General features: G+C 72.4%; 22 protein-coding genes. 13 read left to right on the top strand and 9 right to left on the bottom strand.

Going from position 1 to position 20,192, the window contains the following annotated elements; translation table 11 throughout:
* The first annotated feature begins 60 nt into the window (after positions 1-60).
* From OG841_RS05310 to OG841_RS05300, 3 genes are all read left to right on the top strand, one after another.
* Positions 61-1,104, top strand: coding sequence for a phosphotransferase family protein (locus tag OG841_RS05310; protein WP_371563776.1), 1,044 nt, complete (start codon positions 61-63; stop codon positions 1,102-1,104).
* On the top strand, positions 1,101-2,390 hold the full coding sequence (locus OG841_RS05305) for an ROK family transcriptional regulator (RefSeq protein WP_371570575.1): 1,290 nt from the start codon (positions 1,101-1,103) through the stop codon (positions 2,388-2,390). The genes OG841_RS05310 and OG841_RS05305 overlap by 4 nt, the downstream gene beginning before the upstream one ends.
* 62 nt (positions 2,391-2,452) lie before the next feature.
* Entirely contained in the window at positions 2,453-2,698 is a 246-nt protein-coding gene (locus OG841_RS05300; RefSeq protein WP_328642544.1) for a hypothetical protein, read from the top strand.
* Between the two features lie 21 nt (positions 2,699-2,719).
* Here the strand turns inward: OG841_RS05300 and OG841_RS05295 are convergent, their stop codons facing one another.
* Complete coding sequence (locus OG841_RS05295; protein WP_328642545.1) at positions 2,720-3,748, bottom strand: SDR family oxidoreductase; 1,029 nt, start codon at positions 3,746-3,748, stop codon at positions 2,720-2,722.
* Between the two features lie 148 nt (positions 3,749-3,896).
* Between OG841_RS05295 and OG841_RS05290 the strand changes: the two genes are divergently transcribed.
* Positions 3,897-4,553 carry a M15 family metallopeptidase gene (locus OG841_RS05290; protein WP_328642546.1) on the top strand — a complete coding sequence of 219 codons (657 nt, stop codon included), beginning with the start codon at positions 3,897-3,899 and terminating at the stop codon, positions 4,551-4,553.
* Positions 4,554-4,832: 279 nt separating this feature from the next.
* Here OG841_RS05290 and OG841_RS05285 read toward each other — a convergent pair whose 3' ends face one another.
* The 4 genes from OG841_RS05285 to OG841_RS05270 all read right to left on the bottom strand — a co-directional run bounded on the left by OG841_RS05285 (position 4,833) and on the right by OG841_RS05270 (position 9,021).
* A complete protein-coding gene (locus OG841_RS05285) occupies positions 4,833-5,792 on the bottom strand; it encodes an SDR family NAD(P)-dependent oxidoreductase (RefSeq protein WP_371563773.1) in 960 nt (319 codons plus the stop codon).
* 296 nt (positions 5,793-6,088) lie between these two features.
* A complete protein-coding gene (locus OG841_RS05280; protein WP_371563771.1) occupies positions 6,089-7,255 on the bottom strand; it encodes an FUSC family protein in 1,167 nt (388 codons plus the stop codon).
* A gap of 29 nt (positions 7,256-7,284) precedes the next feature.
* The gene (locus OG841_RS05275) at positions 7,285-7,941 is read right to left on the bottom strand and encodes an HAD family hydrolase (RefSeq protein WP_371563769.1); all 657 of its coding nucleotides are present in this window, start codon (positions 7,939-7,941) and stop codon (positions 7,285-7,287) included.
* A gap of 39 nt (positions 7,942-7,980) precedes the next feature.
* On the bottom strand, positions 7,981-9,021 hold the full coding sequence (locus OG841_RS05270; protein WP_371563767.1) for a PHP domain-containing protein: 1,041 nt from the start codon (positions 9,019-9,021) through the stop codon (positions 7,981-7,983).
* Between the two features lie 180 nt (positions 9,022-9,201).
* Here OG841_RS05270 and OG841_RS05265 point away from each other — a divergent pair, with 180 nt between their 5' ends.
* Complete coding sequence (locus tag OG841_RS05265) at positions 9,202-10,011, top strand: SDR family oxidoreductase (RefSeq protein WP_371563765.1); 810 nt, start codon at positions 9,202-9,204, stop codon at positions 10,009-10,011.
* A 102-nt stretch (positions 10,012-10,113) separates the two neighbouring features.
* Positions 10,114-10,350, top strand: coding sequence for a hypothetical protein (locus OG841_RS05260; RefSeq protein WP_326660950.1), 237 nt, complete (start codon positions 10,114-10,116; stop codon positions 10,348-10,350).
* A gap of 7 nt (positions 10,351-10,357) precedes the next feature.
* Here the strand turns inward: OG841_RS05260 and OG841_RS05255 are convergent, their stop codons facing one another.
* Together OG841_RS05255 and OG841_RS05250 are read right to left on the bottom strand one after the other, a co-directional pair.
* Complete coding sequence (locus OG841_RS05255) at positions 10,358-11,584, bottom strand: RICIN domain-containing protein (protein WP_371563764.1); 1,227 nt, start codon at positions 11,582-11,584, stop codon at positions 10,358-10,360.
* Positions 11,585-11,694: 110 nt separating this feature from the next.
* Complete coding sequence (locus OG841_RS05250; RefSeq protein ID WP_371563762.1) at positions 11,695-12,258, bottom strand: VanZ family protein; 564 nt, start codon at positions 12,256-12,258, stop codon at positions 11,695-11,697.
* Positions 12,259-12,472: 214 nt separating this feature from the next.
* On the opposite strand from OG841_RS05250, the gene OG841_RS05245 reads away from it, so the two are divergent.
* The 6 genes from OG841_RS05245 to OG841_RS05220 are packed head-to-tail and all read left to right on the top strand — an operon-like array spanning position 12,473 to position 16,201.
* On the top strand, positions 12,473-12,655 hold the full coding sequence (locus OG841_RS05245; RefSeq protein ID WP_328642553.1) for a hypothetical protein: 183 nt from the start codon (positions 12,473-12,475) through the stop codon (positions 12,653-12,655).
* On the top strand, positions 12,652-13,104 hold the full coding sequence (locus OG841_RS05240) for a monovalent cation/H+ antiporter complex subunit F (RefSeq protein ID WP_328642554.1): 453 nt from the start codon (positions 12,652-12,654) through the stop codon (positions 13,102-13,104). The genes OG841_RS05245 and OG841_RS05240 overlap by 4 nt, the downstream gene beginning before the upstream one ends.
* A complete protein-coding gene (locus OG841_RS05235; RefSeq protein ID WP_280860863.1) occupies positions 13,097-13,357 on the top strand; it encodes a hydrogenase subunit MbhD domain-containing protein in 261 nt (86 codons plus the stop codon). Before OG841_RS05240 ends, OG841_RS05235 begins: the two co-directional genes overlap by 8 nt.
* Positions 13,354-14,094: a hydrogen gas-evolving membrane-bound hydrogenase subunit E gene (mbhE, locus tag OG841_RS05230; RefSeq protein WP_328642555.1), complete on the top strand. Its 741-nt coding sequence runs from the start codon at positions 13,354-13,356 to the stop codon at positions 14,092-14,094. The genes OG841_RS05235 and mbhE overlap by 4 nt, the downstream gene beginning before the upstream one ends.
* The gene (locus tag OG841_RS05225; RefSeq protein WP_328642556.1) at positions 14,094-14,441 is read left to right on the top strand and encodes a sodium:proton antiporter; all 348 of its coding nucleotides are present in this window, start codon (positions 14,094-14,096) and stop codon (positions 14,439-14,441) included. Before mbhE ends, OG841_RS05225 begins: the two co-directional genes overlap by 1 nt.
* Positions 14,441-16,201 (top strand): complex I subunit 5 family protein, encoded by a 1,761-nt coding sequence (locus tag OG841_RS05220; protein WP_371563758.1) that lies wholly within the window; start codon positions 14,441-14,443, stop codon positions 16,199-16,201. Before OG841_RS05225 ends, OG841_RS05220 begins: the two co-directional genes overlap by 1 nt.
* Here OG841_RS05220 and OG841_RS05215 read toward each other — a convergent pair whose 3' ends face one another.
* Positions 16,202-16,864, bottom strand: coding sequence for a DUF4230 domain-containing protein (locus OG841_RS05215; protein ID WP_328642558.1), 663 nt, complete (start codon positions 16,862-16,864; stop codon positions 16,202-16,204).
* A gap of 152 nt (positions 16,865-17,016) precedes the next feature.
* Here OG841_RS05215 and OG841_RS05210 point away from each other — a divergent pair, with 152 nt between their 5' ends.
* Positions 17,017-18,210, top strand: a complete 1,194-nt coding sequence (locus tag OG841_RS05210) for a cytochrome P450 (protein WP_371563756.1) — start codon at positions 17,017-17,019, stop codon at positions 18,208-18,210.
* A 6-nt stretch (positions 18,211-18,216) separates the two neighbouring features.
* Here the strand turns inward: OG841_RS05210 and otr(A) are convergent, their stop codons facing one another.
* Positions 18,217-20,064 carry a tetracycline resistance ribosomal protection protein Otr(A) gene (otr(A), locus tag OG841_RS05205; protein WP_371563754.1) on the bottom strand — a complete coding sequence of 616 codons (1,848 nt, stop codon included), beginning with the start codon at positions 20,062-20,064 and terminating at the stop codon, positions 18,217-18,219.
* Positions 20,065-20,192: the final 128 nt, after the last annotated feature.

The raw sequence follows: 20,192 nt of genomic DNA, 5'->3' as shown, positions 1-20,192 counted from the left end.
CGGTAGCCACGATCGGCCCCCGGTGTACGGGACGCGTTCCGTACCCTGTTCCGGGAACACATGCCCGACGCCGACCGGACGGCTGCCGAGCAGGGAGAAGGGGGCGGGACGTTGGTGGACTCCTGGGAATGGGCCCGACGGGTACTGGAGGGCGCGGGTCTCGACCCGGGCCGCCTGGCCGGGCTGCGGCCGCTGAGCGGCGGCACCTACAACACCGTCGAGGAGCTCCTTCTCACCGACGGCACCCGTTACGTGCTCAAGGTCCCGCCCGCGGCCACCGTTCCCGGCCTGCGCTACGAGCGTGAACTCCTGCTCTCCGAGGCGGAGTTCTATCGCGCCGCCGCCGTGGCCGAGGTGGCGGCGCCGCATGTCGTGGCCCTCGGCGAGGACACCGCGGTACCCCATCTGCTGATGACGGCGTGTCCCGGCGAGCCCTGGGACGGCTCGGTGACCGAAGCCGAACGGGCGCCCCTGCGCAGGGAGTTGGGCCGCCAGGTGGCCCGGCTGCACACCGTGACCGGACCGGGCTTCGGCTACCCCTCCGGTGCTCTCGGTCCGCTCGCGCCCGACTGGCGGACCGCGTTCACGGTCATGATCGAGGCCATCCTGGACGACGCCCGGGACTACGGAGCACGGCTGCCCCGCTCCGTCGACCAGGTGGCGAGCACACTGACGGCCGGCTTCCCCGCCCTCGACGAGGTCACGGTCCCGGCCCTGGTCCACTTCGACCTGTGGGACGGGAACATCCTGCTGGACCGCCGGGCGGACGGGGAGCTCCGTATCGGCGGGCTCATCGACGGGGAGCGGATGCTCTGGGGCGACCCCCTCGCCGACTTCGTCTCCCTGGCGCTGCTCGGGGACATCAAGAAGGACGAGGCGTTCCTCGAGGGCTACCGGGAGGAGGGCGGCCGGGCCGAGTTCGACGTGCCGGCCCGGGTGCGTCTGGCCCTCTACCGCGCCTACCTCTACCTGATCATGCTCACCGAGACCGTCCCGAGGGCGGTCGACGACGAGAGGGAACGCTGGGTCCAGTCGGCGGTGGCCCCGGAACTCGTCGCCGCCCTGGACGAGATCGAGGCCCTCGCCCGGGTCGCAGGAGCCTGAGCCCCGTGAACGGACGCACCGTACGCGATCTCAGGCGCGCCAACCGCACTGCCGTACTGCAGCGCCTCTACTTCGACGGCCCCCTCAGCCGCTTCGAACTCGGCCCGGCCACCGGGCTCAGCTCCGGCTCGGTCAGCAATGTCGTCGCCGACCTGGTGGCCGACGGCCTGCTGGAGGAGGCGGGCAGCGTCGACTCCGACGGCGGACGCCCCCGCACCCTGCTGCGGGTGGCGCCCGAGAGCGGCCACATGATCGGCGTCGACGTCGGCGAGACCCGGGTGCGCGTCGAGCTGTTCGACCTGACCCTCACCGAACTCGCCCGCGCCGAACGGCCGTTGACCCAGCGGAGCTACGACGTCGAGGCCATCGTCGGGCACATCCGCGACGGCATCGCCGAGGTGCTCGCCGGCACCGGGACCGATCCCGAGGCGCTGCTCGGCGTCGGCATCGGCGTGCCCGGCATCGTCGCGCACACCCCCCGGAGCGGGGCCGTCGTGCACGGACAGACCATCGGCTGGGACGCCGTCCCGCTGGAGGCACTGCTGCGCACCGGCTCCCCGCTGCCCGGCAGCGTCCGGTACTTCATCGACAACGGTGCCAAGACCCTCGGCCAGGCCGAGATGTGGTTCGGCGGCGGCCGCGGTGCCCGCAGCGCCGTCGTGGTCCTCCTCGGTTCCGGTGTCGGCGCCTGTCTGGTGACGCCCGAGGTGGAGCACGGCCGGGCGGTCGAATGGGGGCATCTGACCGTACGGGTCAGGGGGCGACGCTGCCGCTGCGGTGCCCTCGGCTGCCTGGAGGCCTACGCGGGCGCCGAGTCGCTGCTCGAGCGCTGGCGGGAAGCGGGCGGCCGCCCGCCCGAGGACGTCGACGAGGAGACCGCGCTGACCGCGATGCTCTCCGCCGCCCACCCGGCCGAGGGCGCCGAGCCCGACCCGGTGGCCCTGGCCGTCCTGGAGGAGACCGCCGAGTACCTGGGCGCAGGCCTGTCCGACCTGATCAACCTCTTCCAGCCCGAGCGGATCATCGTGGGCGGCTGGGCCGGGCTCCAGCTCGGCGCCCGCTTCCTGCCCGCCGTACGGCGCCACGCGACGGCGTACGCACTGCGGTACCCGGCCGAGAAGGTCACCGTCGACCTCGGCCGTCTCGGGCCCGACGCGGTCACCGTCGGCGCGGCCATCCTCCCGCTCGCCGACTTCTTCGCCCGCGGCGGCCGGCGACCCGAACCCGCCCCCGAAGGACCGGCACCGGCCTGGCGGACGGCCCTGGAGGAGCGGGCCCCGCACTGAACGTTTCGCCGACCTGCGCGGAGGTACTCGCGCTCCCGCCATGAACGCGAAGGGAGGACGCCGTGGACCACCGTCAAGAAGCGCCCGGCGAGAACGGTGACCCCGTCCCGCGGGATCTGCCGGACCAGCAGGCGGGCGAGGGCGAGGACCCCTGGGAGGTCGCCGACGTCCCGGACAAGAGGCCCGGTACCGACGACGAGCCCGAGGCCGTCCCCGACACCGATGAGGCGGGCACCGGCCGGCAGGGAGCGACGCGGTCGGACACCGTGCACCCCGAGCACCCGGGAGCCGAGGAGTCCACCGGCTGACGCCTGGGCCGCAGGGGCCGCTCAGCCGACCTTGCGGCCCTTCATCGGCTCCGTCCGCGCTCCCGCGCCCTGCTGCATCCCGTGCAGGAACTCCTCCAGCACCTCGGTCGCCGTGTGCTCCGGGTGCCAGCCGAGTTCCGTACGCGCACGCGTGCAGTCCATCAGGGGCAGCCGCAGGACCGCGTCGAACAGATGCGGGGACGCGGGCAGCAGATGCAGGCCCCACGCGGCCGCGATCGCCGAGCGGGCCGCGGTGCGCGGCAGCCGTACGGGACGGGCGTCGAGCATCCCGGCCAGCAGCTCGGCATCGACCGTCGGCTCGCCCGCCAGGTTGAAGGCGCCCCTCACGTCCGAGCGCACCGCCAGTGCGTAGGCCTGAGCGGCGTCGTCGGTGTGCAGTGCCTGCACCCGCAGACCGGGAACGTCGGGGAGGAAGCGCAGCAGATCGGGCCGGGCCAGCTGGCCCGGCAGGAAACGGCCGCCGAAGATGCGGCGCTGCTCGCTCGCCGACTCCCGCTTGAAGAGGAACGCCGGACGCATCCGTACGACCCGGACGGCGGGGTGGTCGCGCTCGAAGGTGTCCAGGGCGCGCTCCAGATACGCCTTCTCCCGGCAGTACGCGGCGTCCGGCCAGCCGTGCGTCGGCCACGACTCGTCCACCGCGTGCTCCTTCGGACCCGGAGAGTAGGCACCCACGGACGACGCGTGCACCAGCACCGGCACCTTGGCCGCCGCGACCGCCTCGAACACCCGGATCGAGCCGAGGACGTTGGTGCGCCAGGTCATCGCCGGGTCGTGCGTCGGCTGGAACGCCCACGCCAGATGGACCACCGCGTCGGCGCCCGCGAACTCCTCGGTCAGATCGGTCCGTTCCGATGCCAGGTCGACCGCGGACCACTCGGTCCGTGCGGGCGACCAGTCCGGGATCCGCCGGGCCAGGCCCCGTACGGAGCCGACCTCCGGATCCTCGGAGAGAAGGCGCACCACGCTGGTTCCCACGTTGCCGGTGGCGCCCGTGACCACGATCCTGCTTCCGGTTGAAGTGCTCACGTTCGGCTCCCTTCGGGCCGCTGGGGCGGGAACCCCCGAGTACCCGACCCCCCGCGACGCACGCGGAGCACGCGGTGCACGCGGTGCACGCGGTGCACGCGGTGCACGCGGTGCACGGCACGGTCCGCGGCCACGAGATGATCACCCCATGAGTGAGATCATCCTGATGTCCGACGCCCGTGTCGCCGCCGTCCCCGTCGAGGAGAACGGCGAACCCCTCGTGGACGTCCGCGCCCACCTCCGCGTCGACGACCGCAAGCACGAGGACTCCCGGGGTGCCGAGGTCCATCTGCGCCAGGGTGTCCTCGACCGGCTGCTCCGGGCGCAGGCTCTGCTGCCCGACGGCCTGCGCCTGCTCTTCGTCGAGGGGTACCGGCCGCCCGCCCTCCAGCGGCACTACTTCGAGACGTACGCCGACGGACTGCGCGCCGCCCACCCGGACTGGTCCGCCGACCGGATCCGCAGCGCGGCCAGCCGCTATGTCTCCCCGCCCGAGATAGCCCCGCACAGTGCCGGCGCGGCCGTCGACCTCACCCTCACCGACGCCGACGGCCGCGAACTCGACCTGGGCACCGCCATGAACGCCAATCCGGAGGAGAGCGACGGCGCCTGCTACACGGGCGCCGGCAACATCACCGAGGAGGCCAAGACCAACCGGGCCGTGCTGGGCCAGGCGCTGAGCGCGGCGGGCCTCGTCAACTACCCGACCGAGTGGTGGCACTGGTCCTACGGCGACCGCTACTGGGCTCTGGAGACCGGCGCGCCCGCTGCGCTGTACGGCGCGAAGGAACTCGACGCGGCGTAACGCCTGGCGGCGGCCCGGGGACCTCCCGAGGAGCGGCTGAGTATCTCGACGCCTCGTCCTCGGCACACCGATCGTCCCGAGGGCCCGGGGGCCCAGGTGCGGATCGTGCCGAGGGGCTTGGGGGGGCCAGGCGCCGACCGTGCCGAAGGGGCTCGGGAGGTCCAGGCGCCGGCCGCGTCCTGGCGATGCCCACGCCGGCCGTGTCGAAGCGTCCTGGCGATGCCCACGCCGGCCGTGTCAAAGCGCCCCGGTGATCCCCACCCCGGACGTCCCGACGGCTCAGGCGAACGCGTTCACGCCCGTGAGCTCCGCCGACAGGGTCCACAGGCGCTCCGCCTGCTCCGGGTCGGTCGCCCACGCCCTGACGCCGCTGGTCTCGTCGCCGTCGACGGCGGCCTCGGCGATGTCGCAGTCCTCCAGGTAGACCCCGCCCATCCCGGCCGGCTGGGGCGAGGTCGCCGCCCACACCTGCGTGGCCGCGCCCTGCTCCGGGCTCTTGAAGCCCGAGGGGTTGAGCACGTTGCCCTGCTCGTCGATCCAGCCGCGCTCCACCATCTCCGCCTTGGGCAGGTGGCGCTGCAACGGGGTGAGGATGCCGCCCGGGTGGAGCGAGAAGGCCCGCACACCGCGGTCGGCGCCGAGCTTGTCGAGGTGGACGGCGAACAGGACGTTCGCCGTCTTGGCCTGGCCGTAGGCCTGCCACTTGTCGTAGCCGGTCCGCCAGTGGACGTCGTCCCAGCGCATCCCGGAGAAGTGGTGGGCACGCGAGGACACCGAGACCACGCGGGCGCCGCCGCGCTCGATCGCCGGCCACAGCCGGTTGACCAGCGCGAAGTGACCGAGGTGGTTGGTCGCGAACTGCGCCTCCCAGCCGGGCCCGACCCGCGTCTCCGGGCAGGCCATGATCCCGGCGCTGTCGATGACGAAGTCGACCGCGCGGCCCGAGTCGAGGAACCGCTCGGCGAAGGCGCGCACGCTCTCCAGGTCGCCGAGATCGAGCTCGTCCAGTTCGACACCGTCGAGGCCGGCCAGGGCCTTCCAGGCGGTGTCGGGACGCCGGGCCGGGACGACGACCCGGGCGCCCGCCTTCGTGAGCGCACGGGTGGTCTCCAGACCGAGCCCCGAGTAGCCGCCGGTGACGATGGCGAGCTTGCCGGACAGGTCGATGCCCGAGAGGACGTCGTCGGCGGTGCTGTGGGCGCCGAACCCCGAACCGATCTTGTGCTGTGCAGTGCTCATGACGGGAACGCTACGAATTGGAGTGCTCTCGAAGTCAAGCCCACGCCACCCGGGGCACGGGCCCGGACAAGAGGAAGCCCCGACCGGACGGGGGAATCACGGTCGGGGCGGTCGAGCGGTGGGTACGGACGGCGGTCGCCTCTCGGCGAAAGGCTCCACAGGGCTTCAGCCGAACGATCGTCCCTGTGGGCAAAAGGTGAGGCCCGGGGACACTGTCCCGTCCGTACCCACGGTCTGTTCAACGGGCAACCACCTTGTGGTGTTCCGCCGTTGAGGGCATTCCCGGGTGAGCTGTGTCACCCGTGACGACCGGTCGGAACGGTCTCGCTCCACAGGTTCTCGGCCTGCAGGAGCAGGCTCCCCAGCACCGTCGTGCCGTCGCCCCCCTGCCCGGCGTGCTCCCGCAGACCGTCCTGCAGCTGTCCGCGCAACTCCCGCATCGCCGACTCGGCATGGTCGTCCGGACGGGCCGCTTCGTCGGCCGTCAACAGCCGGTCGCTCTCCGCGTGACAGGCGTCGCCGATCAGCTGCAGGAGGTCGGCGTACGCGTCCAGCGCCGGCCTGGTGGGTGGCGCGGGGGCGCGACCGTCGTCGGCGGCCACGGCCAGGGTCCGGGTGAGCGCGCGGATGTGCCCGGTGACACGGCTCCAGCGCTCGTCGTCCTGCTCCGGTGGGACCGACGCGGGAAGCCGCCGTACGGCACGCCGCGGGGCGGCGGTCAGACGCAGGCTCTCCCGGCTCCAGCCACGCGCGGACCGCAGCGCGTCCAGCCGGCGCTCCAGACGGGCCGAGGCGTGCGACCAGCCCTGCGCGTCCCACTCGCCGTCCCGCAGGTCACCGGACACGGTGTGCAGCACGTCGCCCGCCTCCCGGGCCAGCGCCGCGAGGTTCTCCCGCACGTCCCGCAGATGGATCGGCGGAAGCACGAAGGCGTTCACGGCGATACCGATGACCGCGCCGAGCGCGGCCTGACCCACCCGGTGGCCGACGGCAAAGGCGTCGGCGGCGCCGGTGGCGAGGGTGAACAGCGCGGTGGTGGCGCCGTAGATCCCCTGGTCGCCGAAGCGCGGCCAGTTCGCCAGCAGCATCAGCAGCGGTACGGACAGCGCCACGGCGCCCAGCGTGTTCCCGGTGACGGCCAGCGCCAGGGACGCCAGCAGCGCCCCGGCGCAGATCGCCGTGAACTGCCGAGCGGCCTGCATCAGCGAGCTGTACACGGTGGCCTGCACCAGCACCACCGCCACCCAGGGCGCCATCAGGGCCATCGGATCGCCCATCCACACGCCCGCCACGAGCCAGGAGAGGATCGCGGCGGCCGAGGCCTTGAGCGACTGCACCAGCAGATCGCGTTCCCGCCCGGGCCCACGGCAGGCGGCACGGGCCGCCCGGCCGACGGCATGTGCCTCCTCCCGTACCGCGTGCGTCGGGCGGGGTCGACGTAGAGCTTCTGTCACACCAGTCATCCGCTGTGGGTTCCGTGCCGTCCGGCACGTCATGCCAAAGGACTGTCCGCAAGGGATGCCAGCAGGTGGGCCGGATCGTCGTAGATCGCCTGCGCGCCCGCCTCCACCAGGTCGGCGCGAGGGATGCCGCCGCACAGGACGCCGACGCAGCGCACGCCCGCCCGGGAGCCGGCCCGCATGTCCCAGACGGTGTCGCCGACGAAGACCGCGCGCTCCGCGGGCACCCCGGCCAGCTCCAGCGCGTGTTCGACGGGCTCGGGGGAGGGCTTGCCCTCCTCCACGTCGTCGGCGCTCGCGGTGGCCATGATCGCGTCGTCCGCGGAGATCGCCCGGCGCAGCGCGGACAGTTCCGCTCCGCCCGCCGAGGTGGCGAGCACCACCCGCCAGCCGTCCTGGTCCAGACGGCGCAGCAGCCGACCGGCGTCCTGGAGCGCCGGCAGCCGGTCGAAGTACTGCCCGTACAGGGCCTTGTGGGCGGCGCCGAGCTCGTCGTCCTGGTCCTTGTCGCGGTCGTCGCCGAGGAGATGGGCGACGAGATCGTCGGAGCCGAGTCCGATGGCCCGGTGCACGGCATGCATCGGCACCCGGTGGCCCGCCTGCCGGAGCGCCTCCCACCACGTCGTCACATGCAGGTGGTTGGTGTCCACCAGAGTGCCGTCGACGTCGAACACTGCCGCGCGTCGCATGAACCGCCCCTTTCCTGTCGTGCCCTCCCTAGTACCACGTCAGACGTTCGTCACTCGGGACGGCACCCGGCCCTCCCGGGACCAGGTCAGCAGCTCCTCCAGAGCCCAGGTGTTCACGATCCGCTCGGCAGGCACCCCGCACTCCTCCGCCCGCGCGCACCCGAGGATCTGCCAGTCGAGCTGGCCGGGCGCGTGCGCGTCGGTGTCGACCGAGAACAGCACTCCCGCGTCGACCGCCCGGCGCAGCAGCCTGCGCGGCGGATCGAGGCGCTCCGGACGGCTGTTGATCTCCACCGCCGTGCCGGACTCGGCGCACGCGGCGAACACCTCGTCCGCGTCGAACTCCGACTCGGGCCGCCCCCGCCCGGTCACCAGCCGCCCCGTGCAGTGCCCGAGGACGTTCGCGTGCGGATTTCGTACGGCGGCCACCATGCGCCGGGTCATCGCCCGGGCGTCCATGCGCAGCTTGGAGTGCACGGACACCACCACCACGTCCAGCCGCTCCAGGAGTTCCGGCTCCTGGTCCAGCGAGCCGTCGTCGAGGATGTCGCACTCGATGCCGGTGAGCAGCCGGAACGGCGCCCATGTCTCGTTCAGCGCCGCCACCACGTCCAGTTGGTGCCGCAGCCGCTCCGGGGACAGTCCCCGGGCCACCGTCAGCCGTGGCGAGTGGTCGGTCAGCACCGCCCACTCATGGCCGAGCTCCGCCGCGGTCCGGCCCATCTCCTCGATCGGGCTGCCGCCGTCCGACCAGTCGGAGTGCAGATGGCAGTCCCCCCGCAGCAGCGCCCGCAGCCGGTCGCCGCCCCGGGCGCGCGGCGCGGCGGTGGACTCACCCTCCAGCTTCTCCAGGTAGCCGGGCACCTCTCCGGCCAGCGCCTCACGCACCACCTGCGCCGTCTTCGGGCCGACGCCCTTGAGCGACTCCAGCGACCCGGCCTGCGCGCGCTCGCGCACCTCGTCCGCGGGCAGCTCGGCCAGCACCCGCGCCGCCGTACGGAAGGCACGCACGCGGTAGGTCGGTGCCAGGGACCGCTCCAGCAGGAAGGCGATCCGGTCCAGGGCTTCGACGGGATCCATCGCCACCTCCGACTCCAGGGTTCCCCACGCCCACGGGGCCCGCACGACGGGCGGACGGTTTGTCCGGTACGCCGCCGGGTACTGCGATGCCTCGTCGGATGTCACTCGGACCTCGGACCCCGGACGTCCGGCAACCGCCTCGTCACCCCCGACGACGCCCCCCTTCCCGAGGAGGCCCAGATGTCCGCCCCCACCGCACCCCGCAGCAAGGTGGCCGTGATCACCGGAGCCGACTCCGGCATCGGCAGGGCCACCGCCGTCCGGCTGGCCCGGGCGGGGATGGACATCGGCATCACGTGGCACACCGATCTCAAGGGTGCCGAGGAGACCGCCGAGGAGGTCCGCGCCCACGGGCAGCGGGCCGTCGTGGCCCAGATGGACCTCACGCGACTGCCTGTCGCCGCCGGCACGGTCGACGAACTGTGCGACCGGCTCGGCCGCCTCGACGTCCTGGTCAACAACGCGGGCACGGGCACCATGACGCCCTTCCTCGACCTGGAGCTCGACACCGTCCGCGAGGTCCTCGACGTCGACCTCGTCGGCCCCTTCCTGTGCGGCCAGCGGGCCGCCCGGCACATGATCCGGCAGGGCTCGGGCGGCCGGATCGTCAACGTGACCTCCGTCCACGAGCACCAGCCGCGGGTCGGCGCCGCCCCCTACTGCGCGGCCAAGGGCGGCCTCGGGCTGCTCACCCAGGTCATGGCCCTGGAACTCGCCGAGCACGGCATCACCGTCAACGCGGTAGCGCCCGGTGAGATCGCCACCCCGATGACCGGCCAGGACGACACCGACGTCCACACCGAGGACCGCCCCGGCGTCCCGCTCGGCCGTCCGGGGGACGCCCGTGAGGTCGCCGGCGTGATCGCCTTCCTCGCCGGCCCCGAGGCCACGTATGTCACCGGCGCGTCCTGGAGTGTCGACGGCGGCATGCTCCGGATGGGCCCGCAGGCCGGCTCGCACCTCGAGGACGACGAGTGGCGGCGCCCCTGAGGCGGTGGGAGGGGCTTCCGCTGGTCGAGGCGGTGGTCCTGACCCTGCTCGGCCGTTGACGCCCGCCCCTCGCTCCCGGGCATTGCGTTCTACGCTCTATGCATGACCGAAATCGCGAGCCCGTACATGGCCAACCCGCGGATCATCGTGCTCGGGGTCCAGCCGACCACGCCTCCCTTCCGGATCGTGGAGATCGACGGGGAAGTGGTCGGCGAGGCCAGGGCCGTCACCGACGTCCTGGAGGCGGCCGCCGCCTTCGGCATCACGGTCCACGACCTGGACGACCCGGACGTGGTCCGCTGGGTGGGCGGCGACAAGTTCACCTGGACCCGGCACTGATCCCGGTTCAGCCGACCGTCCACTTCTGGTTGGCGCCGCCCGTGCAGGTCCACAGCTGCAACCGGGTGCCGTTGGCCGAACTGTTGCCCGTCACGTCGAGGCACTTGTCGGCCTGCGGGTTGACGACGTCGCGTGCGCCTGTGACCGACCACCGCTGGGCCCCGGAGCCGTTGCAGTCGTAGAGCTGGACCGCCGTCCCGTCCGCGGTGCCGCCGCCCGTCACGTCCAGGCACTTCCCGAGCGCGCGGATCGTGCCGTCCGAGCCGACGGTCCACTGCTGGGCGGCGGTGCCGTTGCAGTCGTAGAGCTGGACGGCCGTCCCGTTCGCGGGGTTCGCCCCGGCGACGTCCACGCACTTGCCGGCCAGGCCCCGGATCGCCGCCCCCGTCGCCGTGTCGCCGGTGGTCACCGACACGTGGTCCACCACGAGCTGCCGCGGAAAGGCCGTGGAGCCGTCCGGGTCGCCGGGCCAGTAGCCGCCGACCGCGAGGTTCAGGATCAGGAAGAACGGCTTGTTGAACACCCAGGTGCGCCCGCCCAGATCGGCGGGCGTGCGGCGCTGGTAGACGTTCCCGTCCACGGACCAGGTGATCGAGTCGGGTGCCCAGTCGACGGCGAAGGTGTGGAAGGCGTCCGCGAAGGCCTGGCCGTTCGGCAGGGAGTAGCCGGCGCCTATGCCGCCCGAGCCGGAGTAGCCGGGGCCGTGGATCGTGCCGTGGACGGTCGAGGGCTCGAAGCCGACGTTCTCGATGACGTCGATCTCGCCCGAGTCCGGCCAGTTGACCGGCGTGCCGAGCATCCAGAACGCCGGCCACATGCCCTGCCCGCGCGGGATCTTCATCCGCGCCTCGACGTGTCCGTACTGCGCCGTGAACCTCCCGGAGGTGTTGAGCCGGGCCGAGGTGTACTGGCAGGTGCCGTACCAGCACTGGTAGTTCGCCGGGTTCTCGCGCCGCGCCGTGATCACGAGATGGCCCTGGCCGTCGAGAGCGGCGTTCTTGCTGCCCGACGTGTAGTACTGCCGCTCATGGTTGTTGACGTTGTCGCCGGTCTCGATCTGCCACTTCGAGGAGTCGACGGCGGCTCCGGCCGGGCCGTCGAAGGTGTCGGAGAAGGTCACCGCGGCGACGGACGAGGTCGCGGCGGGTGGGTTCGCCTGGGCGGTACCCGACGAGATCAGGGCGGCGGACAGGGCGGCGAGGAGGCATCTGCGCAGCAGGCGTGAGGCGGCCACGGCTCTTCCTTCGAGGTGGGGGGTGAAGGTGTCGCCTCTTGATTTAAGGAGTGAGTTAAGGGCTCGTCAATACGTTGGTACGGACCAGAAGTTGAGCCGGAAGGGATTCCTTACGCCTTCTTCGCCGACTTGGCGGCCGGCTTCTTGTGCACCGCCCGGCTCAGCCGCCGTCCCAGCAGCAGATAGCCGATCAGGGCGCCGGAGGTGTTGAGGATGACGTCGTCGATGTCGAAGGCCCGGCCCTCCACGAGCGCGCCCTGCGCGAACTCGACCAGCAGCATCACCACGGCCGTCAGCAGCAGGATCCGCAGCAGCCCGCGGGTCTTGGGAGCCACGATCGGCACCAGGATCCCGAACGGCACGCCCAGCAGGATGTTCCCGCCGATCTGCTTGACGGCATCCCGCATCTCGGGCTGGTCCAGATACGCCTTGAGGGAGTCACCGGGATGCAGGTTGGTGTGGGTCAGGTCCACCGAAGCCGGCGACGGTTCGAGGGTCAGCCGTGCCAGGACGACGGCGAACGCCACCATGAAGGCGAAGGCGAACACCATCGCCACGAAACGCACGACGAGGGAGAGCGGATCGCGCCGCGGGCGGGCGGGCTTCGCCGCCCGCTCGGTCTTGGTGGTGCCGGTGTCCGACCCCGCTCGCGAACGTGAGGGCGCCCAGGCCATGTAGTCCTCCACTCTCAACTTCCCCGTGTCGTGAGGCGATTACCCCTGATCGGCCCGAGAATGCCGCCGTGCCCCGACCGGCCCCGGTTTCCCTTCGTACGGTCGGGGCACTCCGGGCTGAGTACCGCGCGCGTCGCCACCGCACGCCCTCGGGCCGGTGTTTGGATGGCGCGCGACGGACCTGTCCCAGGCCGCGGCGGCGAGGAGGTGGCGCATGAACGGGCGTACGACACTCCTCGCCACGGCCGAACTCCTCGGCTGGTGGGCCGGGCTCGCCGTGCTCTGGCTCGTGTTCATCAGCACCGTGGACACCCTGGAACTCGCGGTCGGCGCGGGGGCCGCCTGCCTCGGCGCACTCGCCGCCCGGGCCGCCCGACGGGCGGTGACCGGCCGGTGAACGGCTGGATCCTCACGGCGGCCGTCACCCTCGGCGGGGGAGTGGGCGCCACCGTGTGGGGCGTCGCCACCGGGCCGCTCAGGCGCCGGGTCGTGGCACAGAACCTGTGCACCGCGTTCGCCTGCCCCGCCCTCCTGCTGCTCTCCCAGGGCTACGACCGTCCCTCCTACGTCGATCTCGCCCTGGTCCTCGCCCTGCTGGGCCCGGTGGGCACTCTCGTCTTCGCCAGGCTGCTCGCCGACGACCTGGCCGAGGACCCGCCGAGCGCCTGGGGCCTGACCTACGCGGCCGCCGCGGTCGGCGCGGTGGTCGTACCCGCGTTGTGCGTGGCCGTCGGGCCGAGCCGGGCCATGGCCAAGCTCCTGGTCGTCGGCGCCCTGCTGATCGGCGGGAACATGGTCGCCTCACGTGCTCTGTCCGGCGGCTTCCCGGGGGTCCGCCGTGGCTGACGCGGTGATCGTCGTCGCGCTGCTGCTGGTCGCCGTCTCCGCGACGGCGGCGGTCGCCGTCCGCGACCCCGTGCGCCAGGCCCTCGTGTTGTCCGTGCTCGGCGTGGTCCTCGCGGTCCTGTTCACCGTGCTCCAGGCACCCGACGTGGCCCTGTCGCAACTGGCGGTCGGCTCCGCCCTCACCCCGCTGCTGCTCCTGCTCGCGGTCCACAAGGTGAAGCGGCGCGGGCGGAAAGAAGGACGCCACCGGTGAGCCGACGCGTCCGACTGTGGCTCCTGGCGGTGGGCGGCGCGGGCCTGGCGACCCTCTTCGTGGCCGCCGCCCTCGACCTGCCCGCCTTCGGCGGCGACCGCCATCCCTACGGCGACCGTGCCGTCCACGCCTCCCTGGCCCGGCACACCGCCAACGTCATCGCCTCCGTCAACTTCGACCAGCGTGCCTTCGACACCCTCGGCGAGATGACCATCCTCTTCGCGGCGGTCGTCGGCTGCGTGATCCTGCTGCGGCAGACCCGTGACGAACACCGCGGCCGCCCCGCCCCCGAGACGGTGGCCCGCCCGGTCCGCCGCCACGCCCTCCTCCTTCTGCCCGTCGCCCTGCTCACCGGCCTCTACGTGATCGCCCACGGCCAGCTCAGCCCCGGCGGCGGCTTCCAGGGCGGGGTCGTCGCCGCGACCTCCCTGCACCTGCTCTACCTGGGCGCCGACTACCGGGCCCTGGAACGCGTCCGGCCGGTCGGTCTCTACGAGACCGGCGACGCGATCGCGACCTCCGCCTATGTCGTCACCGGCCTCGCCGGGCTGATCGGCGGTACGGCCTTCCTCGCCAACACCGTGCTGCCGTACGGCACCTTCAACACGCTGTCGTCCGGCGGCACCGTCCCCCTGCTGAACGCGGCCGTCGGCATGGAGGTCGCCTGCGCGGTCGTCGTCCTGCTCGCCCGCTTCCTGGACCAGGCCGTCGAGATCGAGGAGGGGAACGGGAAGTGATGGATGTCTTTCCCTATCTGGTGGCCGGATGGGTCTTCCTGGTCGGCTGCTACGGCCTCGCCACCAGCCGCAACCTCATCCACGCCGTCGGCTGCCTGTCCGTGTGCCAGGCCGGCACCTACGTCCTGCTGCTGACGGTCGGCTACCGCGACGGCGCCACCGCCCCGGTCTTCTCCGACCTGAAACCCGGCTCCCGCCCCGTCGTCGACCCGGTCGTGCAGGCCCTGACGCTGACCGACGTCGTCGTGGGCGCCACCGTCACCGCCCTGCTGCTCGCCCTCGTCGTGCAGATCTCCAAACGGCACGGCACCGTCGACCCCGACGAACTCTCCGAGCTGCGCGGCTGATGGACGCTTCGCTGCCCCTGCTGGTGGCCGTACCGCTCCTCGGCGCCGCCCTGCTGGTCGCCGGCGGCCGCCTCATGCCCCGGCTCGTCGCCGAGACCGTCGGCTGCGCGGTCTCCGCCGGCACGGCCGCCCTCGCCCTCGTCCTCCTGCTGAACTGCTCCCCGCCCTTCCTGGAGTGGGCCGGCGGCTGGACACCCGTGGACGGACAGAGCGTCGGCATCGTCCTGACCGGGGACGGCCCCGGCCTCGGCATGGCCGCGCTCGCCTCCCTGCTCACCCTGGCGGCACTGGCGTACTCCTGGCACTACTTCGACGAACCGCCGCGCGGCCACGCCGGTTCCTTCCCCGCGCTCCTGCTGCTCTTCCAGGGCGGCATGTGCGGGTTCGCGATCGCGGGGGATCTGTTCAACGCGTTCGTGTGGTTCGAGCTGATGAGCGTCGTGGCGTACGCCCTCACCGGCCACCGGGTCGAGGAGGCCAGGGCCGTGCAGGGCGCGCTGACCTTCGCGGTCGTCACCTCGCTCGGTGCCTACGCCATGCTCATGGGCATCGGGCTGCTGTACGCGCGCACCGGCCAACTCGGCATGCACCAGATCGGGCGCGGGCTGGACGCGCACGGACGTCCCGACGCCCTGGTCCTCGCCGCGTTCGTCCTGGTCATGACCGCACTGCTGGTCAAGTCGGCCTCCGTCCCCTTCCACTTCTGGCTGCCCGACGCGCACGCCGTCGCCCCCACCCCGGTGTGCATGCTGCTGTCGGGTGTCATGGTCGAACTCGGCGTCTTCGGCGTCTGGCGCGTCTACGGCACGGTCTTCTCCGGACCCGGCGGCGTCCCGGCCCCGGAGTTCGAGCGGGCCCTCGTGGTGCTGGGCGCGCTGACGGCCGTGATCGGCGCGGTGATGTGCTGGTACCAGCGGCACATCAAACGGCTGCTGGCCTACTCGACGGTCGCCCACACCGGGCTGTTCCTCATCGGCATCGGCGTTCTGAAGCCCGAGGCCGACGACGGGATCGCCCTGTACGTCCTCGGCCACGCCGGAGTGAAGGCCGCCCTGTTCGCGTGCACCGGCATCCTCCTCGACCGCTATGGCAGCGTCGACGAGCACGCGCTGTACGGCAGGGCCCGCGAACTGAAAGGCGTAGCCGTGCTGTTCGTCCTGGGAGCCCTCGGCCTCGCGGGCCTGCCGCCGTTCGGCACCGCACTCGGCAAGTCGGTGACGGAGGAGGCCGTGGGAGGCCCGCTCACGGTGCTGTACGTGGCGGCGAGCGCGGTGACCGCCGCGGCCGTTCTGCGGGTCGCCGCCCGGGTGTTCGGCGGTCTGGGCCCCAGGCCCGAGGGCGGTTCGGGGTACGAGACCACCGGCTCCGGCGAGCGGCCCGAGACCCGGCACCGGCTGAGCCGGATCCCGGACACCATGACCGCGGTGCCCGCCGTGCTGCTCGCCGGAGCCGTCACCGTCGGCGTGGCCCCCGGTTTCGCGAAGGTGGTCGCGCACTCCGTGAACGAGACCGGATCCGCGGGGGTGTTCACCTCCGTCCACTGGACCCCGGCCGGCGTCCTGCTGGGCCTGCTCTCGACCCTGCTGGCCGGGGCCCTCGCCCTCCTCGCCGTCACCCGCCCGAAGCCGTTCACCGCACTGGACCGGGCACTGTGGCTACGGCGCCTGCAGTCCGGGCACGTCGGCGACTACGTGGCATGGGTGCTGGTCGGCACGACCGTGCTCGGCGCCCTCACCCTGCCGGGCATGCTCGGCGGCTGATCAGCTGCCGTAGGTGACCTCGACCTTCTTGAAGCCGAGCGAGTTCAGCAGTCCTTTGAGCATGTTGGTGGTGTTGGTCTCGGCCCGCTTGGTCAGCTCGCTCTCCTTGGCCGCCTCGGTGATGTGCTTCACCGCGAGTTTCTGCACGGCCTGTTCGCTGTTGGGGTTGTCGGAGAAGAAGTCGCCGAGCCGGTCGAGCAGACCGCGCTGCTTGGAGACCGCGTAGGAGCGGTCGGCGTCCAGCGTGGCCTTGCCCAGCTGCGCGTGCGGCAGATGGAGGGTGGCGGCCGTGCGGTCCTCGTTGACCGTCACGTCGTTCTTGGCGACCTTGCCGAGGTCGACATAGGCGTCGACGGCGCCCGCCCCGACATACAGGGTGCGCGAGCCGCGGATCGCGTCGGGCAGGAACTTCGTGTCCTTCTCCAGGTCCACGACGACCTGGAAATTGCCGGAGGCGGCGTCGTAACGGCTGATGTCCTGGATGGACTCCAGAAGTGCGGGACCCGTACGGTCGTGGGTCTCCGTGCCGAACAGGTCCTTGAGGCCAGGGAGCACACTGAACCGGATCCCGGCGAAGAACACCACGAGCACCACCACGACGGCGGTCAGTATCTTCGCCCAGCCGGGCATGCGCCTGGACACGCGCCTGATGGGAGTCGTCATGCGACGGCCCTCCTTCCTACAAGCACGGATGCCCAGGGATGACTCCCAAAAGCCCGGCGGGACCGTCTTGTTGGCCGATTGGGACACTGACGGGACACAGCGGGGCGCACTAGCGTGGAGAACTCTGTGTACCGGCGTGTCTGGAGACTTGGATGAGCACGGACAGCACGTCCCGGACCCTTCGTCCCATGCACCGTATCCCCCTGCCCGAGAACGGCCCGCCCCGGCTCACCGCCCTGGCCACCGGCACCCCGGTGTGGCTCGTGACCCGCTACGCCGACGTGCGCCAGGTGCTCATGGACCCCCGCTTCAACAGGAAGTCCCTCAGGGACGCGGACGCCCCGCCCCTTCTCGTCGTACCGAACCTGCTGGACTCCCCGGACGGCCTCCTCAACCAGGACGGCCCGCCCCACCAACTGCTGCGGGGCACGGTCCAGCGGGCTTTCACCCCCCGCGCGGTCGCCCGCTGGCGGCCCTGGACCGCCTCCGTGGTGGAGACCCTCCTCGACGACCTCGCGGGGCAGCCGCAACCCGCCGACATCGTCGAGGGATTCACCCGCCGGCTGCCGGTGTCGGTGATCTCCCGGCTGATGGGCCTGGAACACGCCGACTGGGAGCGCATCCGGGTCTGGGCCGACCACGCCCTGTCCGGCGGTGCGCACAGTGCCGAGGAAGTCGGCGCGGCCATGCGGGAGTTCGGTCTGTTCTGCGCGGAACTGCTCGCCGAGCGGCGCAAGGAGCCGGGCGACGACCTGGTGAGCGCCCTGGTCGTCGCCGGTGACGGCCTCGGGATCGAGGAGCCCCGACTGGTCGTCCTGGTCCTGGGCCTGGTCGTCGCCGGACATGAGACGACGATGACCGCCCTCGGCAACATCGTCGTCCACCTCCTCACCGACGGGCGGCAGGCCTGGCCGGGGCTCGCCGAGAGCCAGGAGGCGGCCGAGACCGCGGTCGAGCAGCTCCTGCGCACGATCCCGTTGAGTGAGGGGAGGGTGCTGCCCGGGCTGATCCGCCGGGCCGTCGAGGAGGTCGAGGTCGGCGGGGTGACCATTCCGGCGGGAGCGGTGGTCGCCGTCCAGACCAACGCGGCGAACAGGGACCCGGACGTCTTCCCGCAGCCCGACGAGACCGATCTGTTCGCCCCTGTGACCACACCGAGCGTGGTCTTCGGCGCCGGCCCCCACCACTGCCTCGGCGCGTGGCTGGCCCGCCTGGAGCTGGGGCTGGCCCTGCACCGGCTGGCGGTCCGGTTCCCGGGGCTGCGGGCCGAGTTCACGCCGGAGACGATCGAGTGGCGGGAGGGGCAGTTGACACGGGGGCCGCGGCGGTTGCCGGTGTCCTGGTGAGTACTCCTAGTGAGGCTTGAGTTCCCGGTCGCCCGAAGGCCTGGACCACCACACCCCTTCACCGTGCGTGAGACCGGGCAGTCCAAGTTCGATCGCGCGGACCCTCCGGGCCGGGAGCTCGCCGGTGATCAGCCATGCGGTGCTGCCGCCGGTCGTGCCGGTGAACTCGGCCCCCGCTGAGGCGAGTCGCGCGGTGACCGGGGCCAGCGCATCGAGGGGAACCTCAGCCTCGAACGCGTGGTACGGCTCGAACAGCCGCGTCCCGGCCTGCTCCAGGGCCCGGCGCAGCACGATCGGGGTGAGCCCCCGGAAGTCGGCGGCGGTACTGAGCGGCCCGACGAAACCGGAACGGACGAGGACCACCCGGTAGTCCGTCACGGTCGCGCCCGTCAGCCCGGTCCGCATGCTCGCGTGGACCGTCTCCTCGATGGCCTGGTGGAAAGCCCGGGGCAGGGCGCCGAGTTCCGTTTCGTACGCGAACACCCCGCCGGAGCCACGCTGACCCGGCTCGACCCGCAGTCCGATCGTCGCCCAGTAGCGCCCGCGATCGTGCCAGGGCAGTTCGTCGCAGGCCTCACCGCTGCCGCGCGGGCGCTCCAGATACCGGACCCGGGCCGGCTCGAAGTCCGCCTCGACACCGAAGTCCTGCCCGAGGGTCGCCGCGAGCACCTCCATCTGGACCTCGCCGTACAGGAGAAGTGTGGTGGCGCCCCCGGGCGTCGGACGGGCGTGGAGCAGCGGGTCCTGGTCCGCGAGGGCCAGCAGCGCCGAGCGCAGCCGAGCCGCCTGTGCGGGGTGGCGGGCGGTGACCAGGGTTTCCAGGGTCGGGGGCGCGAACTGCGGTGCGCGCTCGGTGACTTCGCCGAGCCGGTCGCCCACGCGCAGGCCGGAGGAGAAGGTCATCGCCGCGATGTTCCCCGCAGTCAGCGGCCCGGCGAGACGGGTGACCCGCCCGGAGACCCGGCTGGTCGTCCCGTCGGCCTCGCGCCTGAGGAGGGTGAGGCGCTGGCGTTCGGTCACCTCACCGCCGTAGAGCCGCAGATACGCGGTGCGCTCGCCGCCGGGTCCGGGCCGCACCGCGAACACCGTCCCGCGCGGATCACCCGCAGGTGTCACGCGAGGGCGGGGAATCAGCCGGATCATCCCCTCGACCAGTTCGGGGACGCCCTGGCCGCCGAGAGCGGAGCCGAAGAACACCGGGTGGAAGGAGCCGTCGGCGGTGCGGGCGGCAAGGGCTTTGTCGAGGTCGTCCGGGGTGGGCGCGGGGCCGTCCACGACCGCCGTGAGGATGTCCGGGTCCACGTCGGCGAGAGCCTCGGTCAGCCGCCGGTCGTCCTTCGCGAGGACCCTCACGTGGGCGTCGGCCGTGCCGATGCCCACCACCTCCGTCAGCGGCGCGACGTACGGCGTCAGCCGGCGCCGGATGTCGGCGAGCAGGCCCTCGCCGCGGGCGCCCGCCCGGTCGATCTTGTTGGCGAAGACCAGCGTGGGCAGCCGCAGCCCGCGCAGGGTCCGCATCAGTACCCGGGTCTGCGCCTGCACGCCCTCCACGGCGGACAGCAGCAGCACCGCGCCGTCGAGTACCTCCAGGGCACGCTCGACCTCGGCGATGAAGTCGGAGTGGCCCGGGGTGTCGATGAGGTTGATCCGGGTGGCGCCGACGGTGAAGGAGGCGACCGCGGAGCGGATGGTGATGCCGCGCTGCCGCTCGATCGCTCCGTCGTCCGTGCGGGTGTCACCGGTGTCGACGCTGCCGAGCCGGTCGATCGCGCCGTGGTCGAACAGCAGACGCTCGGTGAGGCTGGTCTTACCTGCGTCGACGTGGGCCAGAATGCCGATGTTCAGGGTGTGCATACGGGGTCGAGTCCTCGGAAGCCGTGGGCCGAAGGGGGCACTGGGTGACTTCGAGGAGTCGGCGCATGCGAGGCATCCTGACGTGAGAGGGCTCGGACATCGCCATGATGTCGCCCCTCCGCAGGGGG

Origin of the sequence: Streptomyces canus (assembly GCF_041435015.1) — a bacterium.
Taxonomy (GTDB): Bacteria; Actinomycetota; Actinomycetes; order Streptomycetales; family Streptomycetaceae; genus Streptomyces; species Streptomyces canus_G.
This window is presented reverse-complemented; position numbering and strand designations above follow the sequence as displayed.